Source organism: Pseudomonas sp. FP2338, from assembly GCF_030687515.1.
GTDB classification, from domain to species: domain Bacteria; phylum Pseudomonadota; class Gammaproteobacteria; order Pseudomonadales; family Pseudomonadaceae; genus Aquipseudomonas; species Aquipseudomonas salomonii.
Genome location: NZ_CP117436.1, coordinates 545,023 through 561,710, shown reverse-complemented (window position 1 = coordinate 561,710; position 16,688 = coordinate 545,023). Strand labels below are relative to the sequence as shown.

The window sequence follows — 16,688 nt, the reverse complement described above, 5'->3', positions numbered from 1 at the left end:
CGATTTCCACATTAAATTGGAGCCACTTAATTAATCAGCTTAACCCCAGTTCATTCCAGATTCGCATCACCTGGCGCCGTTCGTCGGCGAACTGATCCCCGGCTACCGTGCCGGCCTCGTTTTGCAAGGCCTGGCGGTGCGCGGCGGAACGGTAGGCCTTGTACACCTCACGCAACAGATGGGCATCGGCGGCGGGCATCAGCCCGACCTGCTCCAAGCCTTCCAGAATGCGGATATTGTCGGTATAGCGCAGCAACGATGGATGTTGCGCAGACCATGCCAAAGCCGCGTATTGCACCATAAATTCAATATCGACGATACCTCCGGCGTCTTGCTTGAGGTCGAACACGGTCGTCGGCTCGAAGGCATTCGCACCCGTCCCGGCAGCCGTAGCCTTGGTGCCCAGGTTGTCGCGCATCTTGGCGCGCATCTCGCTGACCTCCTGGCGCAGCTTCGCCAAGTCACGTTCACGCCCCAGTACGTTAGCGCGTACCTGCTCAAACGCGTGGCCCACATCCTGGCTGCCCACCAGCACCCGCGCGCGGATCAGGGCCTGATGCTCCCAGGTCCAGGCTTCATTTTCCTGGTAGCGCTCAAACGCCCCCAACGAGCTGACCAGCAAACCGGAGGCGCCGGAAGGTCGCAGGCGCATATCCACTTCATACAGCTGCCCGGAGTTGGTCTGGGTGGTCAGCAGGTGAATGATCCGCTGGCCCAGGCGCGTAAAGAACTGCGCGCCGTCGATGGGCTTGGCGCCGTCGGTCTCGGCCTGCGGGTCGCCGTCGTGGATGAACACCAGATCCAGGTCCGAGCCATGCCCCAGCTCGATGCCGCCGACCTTGCCATAACCAACAATGATGAACCCCGGGTTGCACAGGGTGCCGTCTACCCGCTGCGGCGCACCATGGCGGGCGACCGTTTGGCGCCAGGCCAGGGCCAGCACTTGCTCGAGGATGGCTTCGGCGAGCCAGGTCAAATAGTCGCTGACCTTCATCAACGGCAGGCTACCGGCAATTTCCGAGGCGGCTACACGCAGGCGATGGGCCAGTTTGAAGTGACGCAAGGCCTCCATCTGTTGCTCAAGGTCATCTTCGGGGATGCGTGTGAGGCGCTCACGCAGCTCAGCGGCGAGTTCCGGCGCCAACGGTGGCTTGAACAGGCGACCTTCGTTGAGCAATTCGTCGAGCAGCAGCGGGAAGCGCGTGATTTGCTCGGCAATCCACGGGCTGGCGGCGCACAGCGTCAACAAGCGGCGCAGGGCGTCGGGGTTTTCGGTCAGCAGCACCAGATAAGCAGAGCGTCGCGCCACGGCCTCCACCAGTGGCAGCACGCGTTCGAGCACCAGATCCGGGTTGGCGTGTTCGACGGCCTGGGCCAGCAGGCGCGGGATAAAGGCGTCGAGCCGCTCGCGACCGAGGCGCTGCATGGCACGCAACTGCGGGCTGCCACGCAGGCCAGCCAGGGCTTTGAGGGCTTTGGGCGCGTCGGTAAAACCGCCTTCGGCCAGTTGGCGACAAGCGGCGTCTTCGTCCTGGGACTCTTCCCACAACGGTAACCACTCCCCACCCACCACCAGCTCGCTTTCTGCGCCTTCTTCTTCGTCCGGATCAGCGATCACCTGACGGAAGTGCCAGTCCACACGGCCACGCCAGTACATCAGTCGCTCATGGAACGCGGCCCAATCGGCAAAGCCCAGCATAAAGGCGATGCGCGCCTGATCTTCCGGGCTGTCCGGCAACATTTGCGTCTGACGGTCGGCGATCGCCTGGATCGCGTGCTCGGTATAGCGCAGAAATTCATAGCCATTGCGCAGTTCGGCGATCACTGCAGGCGGCAAGTAGCCCTGGCCTTCAAGCGTGCCGAGCACCATCAGCAGCGGCCGCTGTTGCAGGCTCAGGTCGCGGCCGCCGTGGATCAACTGGAACGCCTGGGCGATAAATTCCACCTCGCGGATGCCACCCGAGCCCAGCTTGATGTTCTCGGCCATGCCCTTGCGCCGCACTTCCTGCTGGATCAACTGCTTCATGGTGCGCAGCGCTTCAATCGCGGAAAAATCCAGGTAACGGCGGTAGACGAACGGGCGCAGCATATCCAGCAATTGCGCACCGGCCACCTGATAGCCGGCCACCACGCGCGCCTTGATCATGGCGTAGCGTTCCCAGTCGCGGCCTTGATCCTGGTAGTACTGCTCCAGCGCATTGAAGCTGAGCACCAGCGCACCGGCCGAACCGTAGGGGCGCAGGCGCATGTCGACACGGAAGACAAAACCATCGACGGTCATCGGGTCGAGGGCCTTGATCAATTTTTGACCAAGCCGAATGAAAAACTCCTGGTTGTCCAAGGCGCGCTTCACGCCGACCGTTTCGCCGCCTTCGGGGTAGGCGAAGATCAGGTCGATGTCCGACGACAGGTTCAACTCCACCGCGCCGAGCTTGCCCATGCCAAGGATGACCATGTGCTGGGCTTCGCCGCTGCGCCGGCCGGTGGGTGTGCCGAACTGCACGCAGTGGCGCTGGTACAGCCACTGGTAAGCCTGGTCGATGCTGGCATCGGCCATGTCGGAGAGGTCGCGACAGGTTTGCACCAGGTCCGCCTGTCGGGTCAGGTCGCGCCAGATAATGCGCACTTGCTGGCGCGTGCGCTGGCGGCGCAGCACGCGGCCCAACTCATCTTCTGTTTCGGCCTGCTGCACGGCACCGGCGATCTGGCTGCACAGCTCACCGGGCGCAAAGCCGCGGTCCAGCTCGCCCCAGGCCACCAGTTCAAGCAACATCAAAGGGTCACGAACACTCTGTTCAATGACGAAATCACTGGCGGCGCACACCCGGGCAAAGTCGGCCCACCGTTGCGGCGTCCACGCAGAAAGTCCATGATCGGCGTCCAGCGCGGCCACTGCGTCACGAAATGACTGCTCGGCCCGCTGGGCAAAAGGCAAGAGAATGGCCGGTAGTTCGGCCAGCGTTGGAAGGCTCATGGTCTATCCTTGATCGGCGCGCAAAAGGCGTGTGGTTGTGAAGGCAAGAACCACGCTTGGTGAAGGACTGTCGAACAAAGGTTAGAAATAGCTGAAATTAATTTCATCTTGGCAGCCAACATCAAACTTTCACCTTTTCTTGTTCGCAAATGATCAACAATAACGATTATGCTCACCAGCCAGACCGAGCCATACGCTCAGTCTTGTGTAGTTTTACTACTCGTATATACATTCGAAAGGCTGAAATGGCCGACGATTTGTAGTAAAACTACAGGACGCCGAAGCAACCTTCGGCCATCCAAGAATTTATGTCGTCTGCCCACAAGGCCAGTCGCAAACTTCAGGCAACCGATTCTGGTAGCCTTTCCGCCCTGGAGCAAGCCATGCAAGACCTCGATCCCGTCGAAACCCAGGAATGGCTGGACGCCCTGGAATCGGTTCTCGACAAAGAAGGCGAAGACCGTGCTCATTATTTGATGACCCGTATGGGCGAACTCGCGACCCGCAGCGGCTCGCAATTGCCTTACGCCATCACCACGCCATACCGCAACACCATCCCCGTTACCCACGAAGCACGCATGCCTGGCGACCTGTTCATGGAACGCCGCATTCGCTCGCTGGTACGCTGGAACGCCATGGCGATGGTAATGCGCACGAACTTGAAAGATTCTGACCTGGGCGGTCACATCTCCAGCTTCGCTTCCAGCGCAACCCTGTATGACATCGGCTTCAACTACTTCTTCCAGGCCCCGACCGACGAACACGGCGGCGACCTGATCTACTTCCAGGGCCATACCTCGCCAGGCGTTTACGCCCGTGCGTTCATGGAAGGCCGCATCACCGAAGAACACATGAACAACTTCCGCCAGGAAGTGGACGGTAACGGCCTGTCGTCGTACCCGCACCCTTGGCTGATGCCTGATTTCTGGCAGTTCCCGACGGTATCCATGGGCCTTGGCCCGATCCAGGCGATCTACCAGGCACGCTTCATGAAGTACCTGGAAGCGCGTGGCTTCATCCCTGAAGGCAAGCAGAAAGTCTGGTGCTTCCTGGGCGACGGCGAGTGTGACGAGCCGGAATCCCTGGGCGCCATCTCCCTGGCCGGCCGCGAGAAGCTCGACAACCTGATCTTCGTCATCAACTGCAACCTGCAGCGCCTCGACGGCCCGGTTCGCGGCAACGGCAAGATCATCCAGGAACTCGAAGGCGTGTTCCGCGGTGCTCAGTGGAACGTGACCAAAGTCATCTGGGGCCGTTTCTGGGACCCACTGCTGGCCAAAGACGTCGACGGCATCCTGCAACGTCGCATGGACGAAGTCATCGACGGCGAGTACCAGAACTACAAAGCCAAAGACGGCGCGTTCGTACGTGAACACTTCTTCAACACGCCTGAACTCAAGGCGATGGTTGCAGACCTGTCCGACGACGAGATCTGGAAACTCAACCGTGGCGGCCACGACCCGTACAAGGTCTACGCGGCGTACCACGAAGCGGTCAACCACAAAGAACAACCGACCGTCATCCTGGCCAAGACCATCAAGGGTTATGGCACCGGTGCCGGCGAAGCGAAGAACACGGCGCACAACACCAAGAAAGTTGATGTTGAAAGCCTGAAGCTGTTCCGCGATCGTTTCGACATCCCGGTCAAGGACGAAGAGCTGGAGAACCTGCCGTTCTTCAAGCCGGAGCCAAACAGCGCCGAAGCCCGCTACCTCAGCGAGCGTCGCACTGCACTGGGCGGTTTCGTGCCACAGCGCCGCGCCAAGTCCTTCGACATTCCTACACCGCCACTCGATACCCTCAAGGCTATCCTGGACGGCTCGGGCGACCGTGAAATCTCCACCACCATGGCGTTCGTGCGCATCCTGGCGCAGTTGGTCAAGGACAAGGAAATCGGTTCGCGTATCGTCCCGATCATCCCGGACGAAGCCCGTACCTTCGGTATGGAAGGCATGTTCCGTCAGTTGGGCATCTACTCTTCCGTCGGCCAGCTCTACGATCCAGTCGATAAAGACCAGGTGATGTTCTACAAGGAAGACAAGAAGGGCCAGATCCTCGAAGAAGGCATCAACGAAGCGGGCGCCATGAGCTCCTTCATCGCTGCCGGTACTTCGTACTCCAGCCACAACCAGCCGATGCTGCCGTTCTACATCTTCTACTCGATGTTCGGCTTCCAGCGTATCGGCGACCTGGCGTGGGCAGCAGGCGACAGCCGTACCCGTGGCTTCCTGATCGGCGGCACCGCCGGCCGCACTACGCTGAACGGCGAAGGCCTGCAACACGAAGACGGTCACAGCCACATCCTGGCTGCCACCATCCCGAACTGCCGCACCTTTGATCCAACCTACGGCTATGAGCTGGCGGTGATCATCCAGGACGGCATGAAGAAGATGACCGAACAGCAGCAGGACGTTTTCTACTACATCACCGTGATGAACGAGTCCTACCAGCAACCTGCCATGCCGGCCGGTGTTGAGGAAGGCATCATCAAGGGCATGTACCTGCTCGAAGAAGACACCAAGGAAGCAGCGCACCACGTGCAACTGATGGGCTCCGGCACCATCCTGCGTGAAGTGCGTGAAGCGGCGAAGATCCTGCGTGAAGAGTTCAACGTCGGCGCTGACGTGTGGAGCGTTACCAGCTTCAACGAACTGCGTCGCGACGGCCTGGCGGTGGAGCGCAACAACCGCCTGCACCCAGGTCAGAAGCCTGCGCTGAGCTACGTCGAAGAGTGCCTGGCCGGCCGTAAAGGTCCAGTCATCGCCTCTACCGACTACATGAAGCTGTTTGCTGAACAGATTCGCCAGTGGGTCCCGTCCAAGGAATTCAAAGTCCTGGGCACCGACGGTTTCGGCCGCAGTGACAGCCGCAAGAAGCTGCGTCACTTCTTCGAAGTTGACCGTCACTTCGTGGTGTTGGCAGCCCTGGAAGCCTTGGCTGACCGTGGTGAGATCGAACCCAAGGTGGTGGCTGACGCTATCGTCAAGTTCGGGATCAACCCGGAAAAACGCAACCCACTGGACTGCTGAGGAGATTTTTTGTGAGCGAACTCATTCGCGTACCTGACATCGGCAGCGGTGAAGGTGAAGTAATCGAGCTGTTTGTGAAGGTCGGCGACACCGTCGAAGCCGACCAGAGCATCCTGACCCTGGAGTCGGACAAGGCGAGCATGGAAATCCCTGCTCCCAAGGCCGGCGTGGTCAAGAGCCTGAAAGTGAAGCTGGGCGACCGCCTGAAAGAAGGCGACGAACTGCTGGAACTGGAAATCGAAGGCGCCGCTGATGCGGCCGCTGCGCCAGCCCCGGCTGCCGCTGCCGCACCCGCACCTGCTGCTGAAAAACCTGCTGCCGCTGCCGAGGCCCCTGCGGCCCCGGCCCCGGCTCCGGCTGCTGCTCCGGCTGCTGCCACCGTTCAGGACATTCATGTTCCGGACATCGGTTCGTCGGGCAAGGCCAAGATCATCGAGCTGCTGGTCAAGGTCGGCGACACCGTCGAAGCCGACCAGTCGCTGATCACCCTGGAGTCCGACAAGGCCTCCATGGAAATCCCATCGCCGGCCGCCGGCGTGGTGGAAAGCATTGCGGTCAAGCTGGAAGACGAAGTCGGCACTGGCGACTTCATCCTCAAGCTCAAAGTACAAGGCGCTGCACCTGCTGCTGCGCCAGCACCGGCTGCTGCTCCGGCTGCCAAGGCTGACGCTGCTCCGGCCGCTGCTGCACCTGCCGCACCGGCTGCAAAAGCCGAGGCCGCACCGGCCCCTGCGGCTGCCGCACCTGCGCCAAGCGGTGCCAAGGTTCACGCCGGCCCTGCCGTGCGTCAGCTGGCCCGTGAGTTCGGCGTTGAGCTCAACGCTGTGTCGGCCACCGGCCCACACGGTCGTGTGCTCAAAGAAGACGTGCAGGTGTACGTCAAAGGCATGATGCAGAAAGCCAAGGAAGCTCCGGCTGCCGGCGCTGCTACGGGCGGCTCGGGCATTCCACCGATCCCGGTCGTGGACTTCAGCCGCTTCGGCGAAACCGAAGAAGTGCCGATGACCCGCCTGATGCAAATCGGCGCGTCGAGCCTGCACCGCAGCTGGCTGAACATCCCGCACGTGACTCAGTTCGACCAGGCCGATATCACCGACCTGGAAGCTTTCCGCGTTGCGCAGAAAGCCGTGGCCGAAAAAGCCGGCGTGAAACTGACCGTGCTGCCACTGCTGCTCAAGGCATGCGCGCACCTGCTCAAGGAGCTGCCGGACTTCAACAGTTCGCTGGCACCAAGCGGCAAGGCGATCATCCGCAAGAAGTACGTGAACGTAGGTTTCGCGGTGGATACCCCGGACGGCCTGCTGGTTCCTGTGATCAAGAACGTTGATCAGAAGAGCCTGCTGCAACTCGCCGCTGAAGCTGCTGCGCTGGCTGCCAAGGCCCGCGACAAGAAGCTCACCGCCGACGACATGCAAGGCGCGTGCTTCACCATCTCCAGCCTCGGTCACATTGGCGGCACCGGCTTCACGCCAATCGTCAACGCGCCGGAAGTGGCGATCCTGGGTGTGTCCAAGGCCACTATCCAGCCTGTGTGGGACGGTAAAGCGTTCCAGCCGAAGCTGATGCTGCCGCTGTCGTTGTCCTACGATCACCGTGTGATCAACGGCGCTGCTGCTGCCCGCTTCACGCAGCGCCTGAGCCAACTGCTCAACGACATCCGCACCATCCTGCTGTAAGCCTTCAACGGGCCTCCCTGTCACCGGGGAGGCCTGGCATTACCGATTTCCGAGCGCCACGCTCGTACCTCAACCCCGCCACTTGGCGGGGCTTTTTTTGGGTGCCTGTTGAACACGCAAAACAGGTTTGTACACCTTCCATCACCCCGATTGCAGAAATCCCCCGCGCGGCCGATAACAGGGTTATAGCACTTAGCCTTCATCCTCTCTTGTCAGTGCGTGCTGCATGATGCAACCTTGCCGCAAATGACAGTAAAGAGGGCGTGAGCCCGGCGCCGTGCGCATCTTCCCAAGCGAGTTTCCCCCATGAAAAGCCAACCCGATGTCGCCCGTATGGCGGCCGAGGTAGTGACGCAATTACCGGTGCCTTCGCGCCTCGGTATGCTGCGTTTCGAGCGGCTTAATGAGGCAAGCTGGGCGCTGTTGTACCTGGACCCTAATTGCGAGCGCCAATTCGGCCTGCCGGCGGTGGAACTGTGCGCCTTGATCGGCACCCCTTACGCCAGCCTGATGGAACCCCAGGCGCGCTATCAATTGCACGACACCATCCAGCAGCAACTGGCCCATAGCCCGCATTACCTGGTGCGCTACACCCTGCACACCAACGATGGGCCCTTGAGCCTGCTGGAGATGGGTGAGGCGTATAAGCAGCACAATCGCCACCTGTTGCGCGGCTACCTGATGGTGGTCGACGGTCTGTTCAGCGAAATCCCGATGCCAGCCCCGACCGCCGACCTGGAAAACCAGAACAGCCGCCTGCAGATCGCCCTGGAACTCAACCAGCGTGCCCAGCAGGAACAACTGCAACACCTTGAACGGGTACGCGCCCAACAGGAGCTGATCCTGCTGCTGGCGCGCCAGCGCTACACCACACCGAACTCGCTGCAAGAAGCCGCCGAGCTGATTACCCGCAGTGCCTGCGATATCTACCAGATCGACTGCGCCAGCATCTGGAACCTCGAAGGCCAGCGCCTGGTGCCGATCTCGGCCTACCACCGCGACGACCAGCAGTACCACTTGCCCGAAGCGATCGACGCCAGCGGCTTCCCGGACTACCTGGAAGCCCTGCATTCGAGCCGCGCCATCGACGCCACCCACGCGATGCGCGACCCGCGCACCCGGGAAATGGCCGAGAGCCTGCGCGCCAAGGACGTCCACGCCATGCTGGACGCCAGCATCCGCGTGGATGGCCAGGTCGTTGGCGTGTTGTGCCTGGAGCAATGTGGCAGCTCGCGTGCCTGGCAGTCGGATGAGATCGCCTTTGCCGGCGAGTTGGCGGACCAGTTCGCGCAAGTGATCAACAACCACAACCGCCGCACCGCCACCAGCGCTTTGCACCTGTTCCAACGCGCAGTTGAGCAAAGCGCCAACGCCTTTCTGCTGGTCAATTGCGACGGCGTGGTGGAGTACGTCAACCCAAGCTTTACCGCGATCACCCAGTACAGTGCCGAAGAAGTCCACGGCCACCGCCTGGCGCAGTTGCCGGCCCTGGAAAACCTCAGCGAACTGCTGTTCGATGCACCGTCGAGCCTGGCCAAAAGCAACAGCTGGCAAGGCGAATTCAAGAGCCGGCGCAAAAACCTGGAACCCTATTGGGGCCAGCTGTCGATCTCCAAGGTGTATGGCGACAACCGTGAGTTGACCCACTACATCGGCATCTACGAAGACATCACCCAGACCAAGCTCGCGCAGCAGCGTATCGAGCGCCTGGCCTACACCGACAACCTGACCAACCTGGGCAACCGCCCGGCGTTTATCCGCAACCTTGATGAACGCTTCGCCCGCGACAGCGACACCCCTATCAGCCTGCTGCTGGTGGACATCGACAACTTCAAGCGCATCAACGACAGCCTCGGCCACCAGACCGGCGACAAGCTGCTGATCAGCCTGGCCCGGCGCCTGCGCAACAGTTTGAGTGCCGGCGGCAGCCTGGCGCGTTTTGCCAGTAACGAGTTTGCGGTATTGCTGGACGACACTGACCTTGAGACCGGCCAACAGGTGGCCAGCCAATTGCTGACCACCCTCGACAAGCCGATGTTTGTCGACAACCAGCTGATCAGCGTTACCGGCTCCGTGGGCCTGGCCTGCGCGCCGCTGCACGGCCGCGACCCGCAAACCCTGATGCGTAACGCCGGCTTGGCGCTGCACAAGGCCAAGGCCAACGGAAAGCATCAGGTGCAAGTCTTCACCGAGGCGTTGAACGCCGAAGCCAGCTACAAGCTGTTCGTGGAAAACAACCTGCGCCGCGCCCTGACCCAAAACGAGCTGGACGTGTTCTACCAGCCCAAGCTGTGCCTGCGCAGCGGCCGCTTGCTGGGCATGGAAGCGCTGCTGCGCTGGAACCACCCGGAAAAGGGCATGATCCGCCCTGACCAGTTCATCAGCGTGGCCGAAGAAACCGGGTTGATCATCCCCATCGGCAAATGGATTGCGCGCCAGGCCTGCCGCATGAGCAAACAATTGAGCGCAGGCGGCATGGGTAATCTGCAGGTGGCGATCAACCTGTCGCCCAAGCAGTTCTCCGACCCGGACCTGGTGGCGTCGATTGCCACCATCCTCAAGGAAGAACAACTGCCGGCCAACCTGCTGGAGCTGGAGCTGACCGAGGGCTTGCTGCTGGAAGCCACCGAAGACACGCGCCTTCAACTGGACCAGCTCAAGAGCTTCGGCCTGACCCTGGCCATGGACGACTTCGGCACCGGCTACTCGTCGCTGAGCTACCTGAAAAAATTCCCCATCGACATCATCAAGATCGATCGCAGCTTCATCCATGAAATCCCGGACAACCAGGACGACATGGAAATCACCTCGGCGGTTATCGCCATGGCCCACAACCTCAAGCTCAAGGTGGTGGCCGAGGGCATCGAGACGGCCGAACAGCTGGCGTTCCTGCGCCGCCACCGCTGCGATGTCGGCCAGGGCTACCTGTTCGACCGGCCGATCCCCGGCGCAGAGCTGTTGGAAAAGCTTAAACGCTACCCGCGCGGGCCAATCGCCTGACAGCGCTGTAACACTCGGGCACACTGGCTGTCTGTCTTAATACATAACTCAATCTGACTGAGAGGACTGATCATGGTCTTGCGCTCGGAAATTCTGGTGAACAAAAACGTGCTGCCGACTCAAGAACAAGCTTTGCCTGGCCGTGAAACGCCGATGAACCTGCCGGAAACTCACTTCGTCAACGGCAACCCGCTGCTCGGCCCCTTTGTCGACAACGTAGAGTTTGCGATCTTCGGCCTCGGTTGCTTCTGGGGTGCCGAACGACGGTTCTGGCAGCGCGACGGCGTGGTCAGCACCGTGGTCGGTTACGCCGGCGGTTACACGCCGAACCCGACGTACGAAGAAGTCTGCTCGGGCCTGACCGGCCACAGCGAAGTGGTACTGGTTGTGTTTGACCAGGACAAGATCAGCTATGAAGAACTGCTGAAAATGTTCTGGGAATTGCACAACCCGACCCAGGGCATGCGCCAGGGCAACGACATCGGCACCCAGTACCGCTCGGTGATCTACGCGGTGAAACCTGAGCATCTGGAGGCGGCCAAGGCCAGCGCCGATGCCTATCAGGCTGAATTGACCAAGGCGGGCCTGGGTGTGATCACCACGGAAATTGAAGAAGCCCCGACGGTGTATTTCGCCGAGGCGTACCACCAGCAGTACCTGGCGAAGAACCCGCAAGGCTATTGCGGGATCGGCGGTACCGGCGTGACCTGCCCTATCTAAAGGCAACACCGATAAAAATGTGGGAGCGGGCTTGCTCGCGAATGCGCAGTGTCAGTTAACAGAGATGTCGACTGATACACCGCATTCGCGAGCAAGCCCGCTCCCACAGTTGGTTTTGTGTTTGGCTTGAGAGCTAATTACTCAGCAATGAGCCAATCCATCTGCCACCCACCCTGGGTCTGGCCAAGTTTTTTGGACAGCCACGGCAGCAGCTCACGCAACTCCTCCTCCAGGCCCCACGGCGGGTTGGCAATCGCCAGGCCCGAGCCGGTCAGGGTGTTGGGCGTGTCCAGCGGATGCACCAGCAATTCCACACGCAGCAGCTTCGGCGCGCCGGTGCCGGCCAGGTCCTGGTAGAAGCGCCGCAGCATGCGCTGGTCTTTCACCGGGTACCAGATCGCCGCGACCGTCTGGCGCATACGGCTGACCGCTTCCTTGAGGGACGCCGCGCAGCGCTGCATTTCATCGAGCTGTTCAAACGGCGGATCAATCAGCATCAACGCGCGTTTTTCCGGCACCGGCAGCAAGGCACGCGGCACGTGCCAGCCTTCGCCCAAGTGCACTTTGACCCGACGATCGCCCTTCATGTTGTCCTTGAGCAGCACGCCGTCTTCCGGGTGCTTCTCATTGAGCAACACACGGTCCTGGGGCCGCGTGAGGCGGCGCGCCAGCTCCGGGGAGCCTGGGTAGTAGCGCAACTGGCCGTCCGGGTTCATCTCGTGCAGCACACGCATGTAGTCGGCGGTGAGTGGCGGCAGGTCGCTCTCGCCCCATAGGCGCGCAATGCCTTCCAGGTATTCGCCGGTGCGGTTGGCCTGGTCGCCCTGCAAGTCGTACAGGCCAATCCCGGCGTGGGTGTCGAGGTAGGCGAACGGCTGTTCCTTGCGCGACATCAGGGCGATGAGGCGGGTCAAGGTCAGGTGTTTGAAGACATCGGCGTGGTTGCCGGCGTGAAAGGCGTGACGATAATTCATGGTTGCTCCTGCGCAGGGGGCGAAGTTTACCTTCTACGCAAGCAAAGGTGCAGGGCTGCGTGTCGGGCGGCGCTTATGTCGCAAAGGCAGGCGCACTGCCGAAAACAATCTATGGCTGCTGTGGGAGCTGGCTTGCCTGCGATGGCATCACCGCGGTATTACCCGTACACCAGCGGTGCTGGCATCGCAGGCAAGCCAGCTCCCACATTGCCTGGGGGCAACTCTGGAATCCAAGGAGGTCAACCCGCATCATGAAAGACGCCACCATTGCATTGCACCACGGCTTCAAGTCGGACCCGACCACCAAGGCCGTCGCCGTGCCGATCTACCAGAACGTCGCCTTCGAGTTCGATAATGCCCAGCATGGCGCCGACCTGTTCAACCTGGACGTGCCCGGCAACATCTACACACGCATCATGAACCCCACCAACGACGTGCTGGAGCAGCGCATTGCCGCCCTTGAAGGCGGTATCGCCGCCCTGGCCGTATCGGCCGGTAGCGCGGCAATCCACTATGCAATCCAGACCCTGACCCGCGCGGGCGACAATATCGTCACCACGCCCCAGCTTTACGGCGGCACCTACACCTTGTTCGCTCATCTGCTGCCAAGCTTTGGCGTCGACGTGCGCTTCGCCCGCGACGACTCTGCCCAGGCCATCGCCGAACTGATCGACGACAACACCAAACTGGTCTACTGCGAAAGCATCGGCAACCCGGCGGGCAATATCATCGACATTTAAGCCTTGGCTGATGTCGCCCATGCGCGCGGCGTACCACTGATGGTGGATAACACCGTGGCCACGCCGATCCTGTGCAAGCCGATTCAGTTCGGCGCCGACATCGTGGTGCACTCGGTCACCAAATACGTGGGCGGCCATGGCAACTCCCTGGGCGGTGTCATCGTCGACAGCGGCACCTTCCCCTGGACCCGATACCCGGAAAAATTCCCCGGCCTCAACCAACCGGAGCCGGCCTACCACGGCGTGGTCTACACGGAAAAGTTCGGCCCCGCCGCCTTCATTGCCCGCGCCCGCACCGTGCCATTGCGCAACACCGGGGCTGCGCTGGCGCCGATGAATGCATTTCTGTTGCTGCAAGGCCTGGAAACCCTGGCCTTGCGCATGGAGCGCCATACCGAAAACGCGCTGAAGGTTGCGCAATTCCTGCAAGGCCACGCCGAGGTGGAATGGGTCAGCTACGCCGGGTTGCCGGACCACCCGCACCACGCCCTGGCGCAGAAATACATGCAGGGCAAACCCTCGGCGATCCTGTCATTCGGCTTGAAGGGCGGCTATGACGCGGGCGTGCGTTTCTACGATGCGCTGCAAATCTTCAAGCGGTTGGTGAATATTGGCGATGCCAAATCCCTGGCCTGCCACCCCGCATCCACCACTCACCGGCAGATGAACGAGCAGGAACAGGCCAAGGCCGGCGTGAAGCCGGAGATGATTCGCCTGTCGGTCGGCATTGAGGCGATTGAAGACCTGATCGAGGACCTGCAACAGGCCCTGGCTTCAACTCAACTCTGAAGCCAAATAACCCGCCAGCGCTTGAGGGCTGACGTCGGGCCTGCGCGAAAAGTAGGCGACCTTGTGCTGCAAGGTCGCAGGCGTAAACGCGGTGTAGAGGTCCGGACGTTGTTCTTCGAGCCATTGCAGCAGGTTGCCGTTCAGCACCTGCGGCGAGCGCACGGCCAAGTGCTCAAGCAGCGACGCCGGCACTTGCCACCATGGGCTGGCCTTGGCAGCCGTGGCCTGGCCGGTGCTGACGGCCAGCGGCTGGCCATTGATCAGGTAACGCTGAAACACCGGCAACATGCGTGCGGCCTCGTCGCCCAGCTTCTGCAAAATGGGCAGCCAGTGAACGCCATCCCAAAAACGCAAAAACACCGCCTGCTCATCCGGCAACAACACTTTGGTCAACCCTTGCAGGTGCGCAGCCACCTTCTCCGGCGGGCTGGACGAGACCGCGAGCCAACCCCAATCCGTTGCCTGGGTACTGGCGACCCAATCAAGGAAGGCACTGCCCGGCTCAACAATGCTCACATAAGGCATGACTTCGACCCAATCGGCGTAAGCCGTACCGGCCCATATCGAATGCGGCAAGTTCCCCGGCGCCAGGGTTTGCCATGCATTCAGCGGCCTGGCTTCGCTGGCGCTGCCCAACACCGCGTAGAGCTGCTCTTCGGGTTGTAGCGGCCACTGTGCAAGCCAGGCGCCGGGAACCATGGGCTGAGACATCGGGATAAATTCCATTTAAGGGTGAGAGTGTTCGGGGATATCACACTGGCCGTTCTTGCAGCGCTCACACTCTTCGCAAAACGGCGCACTGCGCTTGAGGCTGGCAACCTGTACGCCACTGAGAGGTGCAGCAACTGCCGCTGACAACTTTTCGGTGACACCCGGCATCAACGGCATCGGCACGGCAGCGGGCGCACCGCCAACCTGGATCGGCACACTGCTGAAAATCCCGGCGGCCGACAGTGTGATCGATTGCCCCCCGGCCTGGATTGTCACGCTGGCGCCCGCATCGATGACCACGCTTTGCCCGGCGCCAATCTGGATGGTCCGCCCGGCCCGCACCTGCTGCGAGCCACCGACGACCAGATGATCATCCTGCTTGAGTTCAGTCAGGCGATTGCCAAAAGTGATGCGCTGCTCTTCACCCAGCAGCTCATGGTGGGATTCGCCGCCCACCTTCACCTGCCGCTGGTTATCGACCTGTACCTGCTGGTCATGCAACACATGTTCGGTCCAGTCCCGCTGGGCGCGCAGATAGATTTCCTCGGCGCCCTTGCGGTCTTCGATACGTAGCTCGTTGTAGCCGCCGCCACCTGGGCTGCTTTGGCTGCGAAAGATGCTGCGGGTTTTGTCTGCCGGCAGGTCGAGCGGCACAGGATTTGCCGCATTGGGCAAGCAGCCCATCACCAGCGGCATATCTATGTCGCCATTCACGAAACCTACCAACACCTCCATGCCGACCCTGGGGATCAGCACCGCACCATAACGGTCGTGGGCCCACCCGCTGGCTACCCGCAGCCAGCAACTGGAATGCTCGTTATGCTCCCCATCGCGATCCCAGGCCATCTGCACTTTGACGCGACCGTATTCGTCGCAGTGGATCTCAGAGTCGGCAGGCCCGGTGACCACTGCGTTCTGGTAACCCGATATTTGCGGGCGGGACAGAATCAGCGGCGTTCGAAACGGCACGTCCCAAGGTGTTGCATGAAAATCGTTGTTGTAGCCCTGATGCGATTCATCGCCAGGGGCTGACTCCTCCAATACTTGAGGCTGCTGCCCCACATGGTACACATAGGTGACCAGCCACAAATCATTCCATTCCTGACGAGGGTGCCCGGTCATCTTCAAGAACTGCCCGGTGACCAAGGCCGGTTGGTCGCTGAAACCGCTGGCTTTTCGGTAACCGCTGCGATGACGTTCCAACCGGCGCTGCGCCTGGTACTTGCCATGCTCGCGATCCGTGAAGTATCCGGGGTAGAGTTGCTCACACAGGGCGGGGCCTTGCTCGCCGGATGCTGCGCTTTCCAATAGAAGTCTCGGCTTCTTGAAATCGTAGTCGCGCAGATCTACACCGGTCGTGCTGGTTTCCAATGCCAGGGTAAAGCGCTTGATCGCAGGCGTATCGGCAACCATCCCGGTACCGGGCGAGTAAGGGGTGGTTTGATCCTGCCGGATAAAAACGCTCTGGTCGTCGCCGAACACCAGCAGGTGACGCTCGGGGCTGTGCTGGAAGTGGTAGTGAATGCCCGACTCGTCACACAAGCGTTGAATGAACTCAAGGTCGGTTTCACCGAACTGAACACAGTACTCACGTTCGGGGTACTTGCCGCTCAGTTGGAACGCGAAGGTGTCAGCCTGGATCGCCTGGGCCTCCAACACCTGCGCAATGATCTGGGGCACAGTCTGTTTCTGGAAAATCCGCTGGTGCGTACTGTGATGCAGATAAGCCAACTGCGGCACCAAGGTGATCTGGTAACGGGTAAGGCGCCTGCCTGTATCGCCCTGGCCCACCTTATGCACCAGGCCGTGAATACCGTGGCCTTCGGCGTCAAACCCCAGGAAAGCCTGACGGTGCATCAGACTTTCAAGGTCAAGATCGGCTTGTTCGCTGACCAGTTCAAGATCAAAGCTAAAGGGCAGGCTAAGAAATTCACTCCCGGAGAACCCATAGACTTTTAGATCACTGGGCTTCCCATCGAGGGCCAGGGTAAACGCGCTTTCGTTGGCAGGAGCGAACATCCGGTGTTTCTCTGCGAGGAGTGGGTGAGCGATTCTGCACCAGCTTTTCACCCACC

At 61.0% G+C, this 16,688-nt stretch carries 8 protein-coding genes and 1 pseudogene; 5 read left to right on the top strand and 4 right to left on the bottom strand.

Annotated elements, in window-relative coordinates; translation table 11 throughout:
* Nucleotides 1-34: 34 nt before the first annotated feature.
* Nucleotides 35-2,974 carry a bifunctional [glutamate--ammonia ligase]-adenylyl-L-tyrosine phosphorylase/[glutamate--ammonia-ligase] adenylyltransferase gene (gene glnE, locus PSH96_RS02370; RefSeq protein WP_305457223.1) on the bottom strand — a complete coding sequence of 980 codons (2,940 nt, stop codon included), beginning with the start codon at nucleotides 2,972-2,974 and terminating at the stop codon, nucleotides 35-37.
* Between the two features lie 383 nt (nucleotides 2,975-3,357).
* Between glnE and aceE the strand changes: the two genes are divergently transcribed.
* The 4 genes from aceE (at nucleotide 3,358) to msrA (ending at nucleotide 11,399) form a co-directional block, all read left to right on the top strand.
* A complete protein-coding gene (aceE, locus tag PSH96_RS02365; RefSeq protein WP_305457221.1) occupies nucleotides 3,358-6,003 on the top strand; it encodes a pyruvate dehydrogenase (acetyl-transferring), homodimeric type in 2,646 nt (881 codons plus the stop codon).
* A gap of 11 nt (nucleotides 6,004-6,014) precedes the next feature.
* A complete protein-coding gene (gene aceF, locus PSH96_RS02360) occupies nucleotides 6,015-7,679 on the top strand; it encodes a dihydrolipoyllysine-residue acetyltransferase (RefSeq protein ID WP_305457219.1) in 1,665 nt (554 codons plus the stop codon).
* A 306-nt stretch (nucleotides 7,680-7,985) separates the two neighbouring features.
* Nucleotides 7,986-10,679, top strand: coding sequence for a bifunctional diguanylate cyclase/phosphodiesterase (locus PSH96_RS02355; RefSeq protein WP_305457217.1), 2,694 nt, complete (start codon nucleotides 7,986-7,988; stop codon nucleotides 10,677-10,679).
* 72 nt (nucleotides 10,680-10,751) lie between these two features.
* Nucleotides 10,752-11,399: a peptide-methionine (S)-S-oxide reductase MsrA gene (gene msrA / locus PSH96_RS02350; RefSeq protein WP_177023473.1), complete on the top strand. Its 648-nt coding sequence runs from the start codon at nucleotides 10,752-10,754 to the stop codon at nucleotides 11,397-11,399.
* Between the two features lie 137 nt (nucleotides 11,400-11,536).
* Here the strand turns inward: msrA and PSH96_RS02345 are convergent, their stop codons facing one another.
* Nucleotides 11,537-12,373: a 23S rRNA (adenine(2030)-N(6))-methyltransferase RlmJ gene (locus tag PSH96_RS02345; RefSeq protein ID WP_017138523.1), complete on the bottom strand. Its 837-nt coding sequence runs from the start codon at nucleotides 12,371-12,373 to the stop codon at nucleotides 11,537-11,539.
* Nucleotides 12,374-12,624: 251 nt separating this feature from the next.
* Between PSH96_RS02345 and PSH96_RS02340 the strand changes: the two are divergent.
* A pseudogene (locus PSH96_RS02340) lies at nucleotides 12,625-13,902 on the top strand (O-acetylhomoserine aminocarboxypropyltransferase/cysteine synthase family protein).
* Here the strand turns inward: PSH96_RS02340 and PSH96_RS02335 are convergent.
* Both PSH96_RS02335 and PSH96_RS02330 read right to left on the bottom strand, forming a co-directional pair.
* Nucleotides 13,888-14,613: a DUF4123 domain-containing protein gene (locus PSH96_RS02335; RefSeq protein WP_305457214.1), complete on the bottom strand. Its 726-nt coding sequence runs from the start codon at nucleotides 14,611-14,613 to the stop codon at nucleotides 13,888-13,890. The pseudogene PSH96_RS02340 and the gene PSH96_RS02335 overlap by 15 nt on opposite strands.
* Before the next feature lie 15 nt (nucleotides 14,614-14,628).
* Nucleotides 14,629-16,632, bottom strand: a complete 2,004-nt coding sequence (locus PSH96_RS02330) for a type VI secretion system tip protein VgrG (protein ID WP_305457212.1) — start codon at nucleotides 16,630-16,632, stop codon at nucleotides 14,629-14,631.
* Nucleotides 16,633-16,688: the final 56 nt, after the last annotated feature.

Bases quoted from the DNA above. Each gene is read 5' to 3' on its own strand.
- glnE (WP_305457223.1), bottom strand. From the start codon at position 2,974: ATGAGCCTTCCAACGCTGGCCGAACTACCGGCCATTCTCTTGCCTTTT.
- aceE (WP_305457221.1), top strand. From the start codon at position 3,358: ATGCAAGACCTCGATCCCGTCGAAACCCAGGAATGGCTGGACGCCCTG.
- PSH96_RS02355 (WP_305457217.1), top strand. From the start codon at position 7,986: ATGAAAAGCCAACCCGATGTCGCCCGTATGGCGGCCGAGGTAGTGACG.
- msrA (WP_177023473.1), top strand. From the start codon at position 10,752: ATGGTCTTGCGCTCGGAAATTCTGGTGAACAAAAACGTGCTGCCGACT.
- PSH96_RS02345 (WP_017138523.1), bottom strand. From the start codon at position 12,373: ATGAATTATCGTCACGCCTTTCACGCCGGCAACCACGCCGATGTCTTC.
- PSH96_RS02335 (WP_305457214.1), bottom strand. From the start codon at position 14,613: ATGTCTCAGCCCATGGTTCCCGGCGCCTGGCTTGCACAGTGGCCGCTA.
- PSH96_RS02330 (WP_305457212.1), bottom strand. From the start codon at position 16,632: ATGTTCGCTCCTGCCAACGAAAGCGCGTTTACCCTGGCCCTCGATGGG.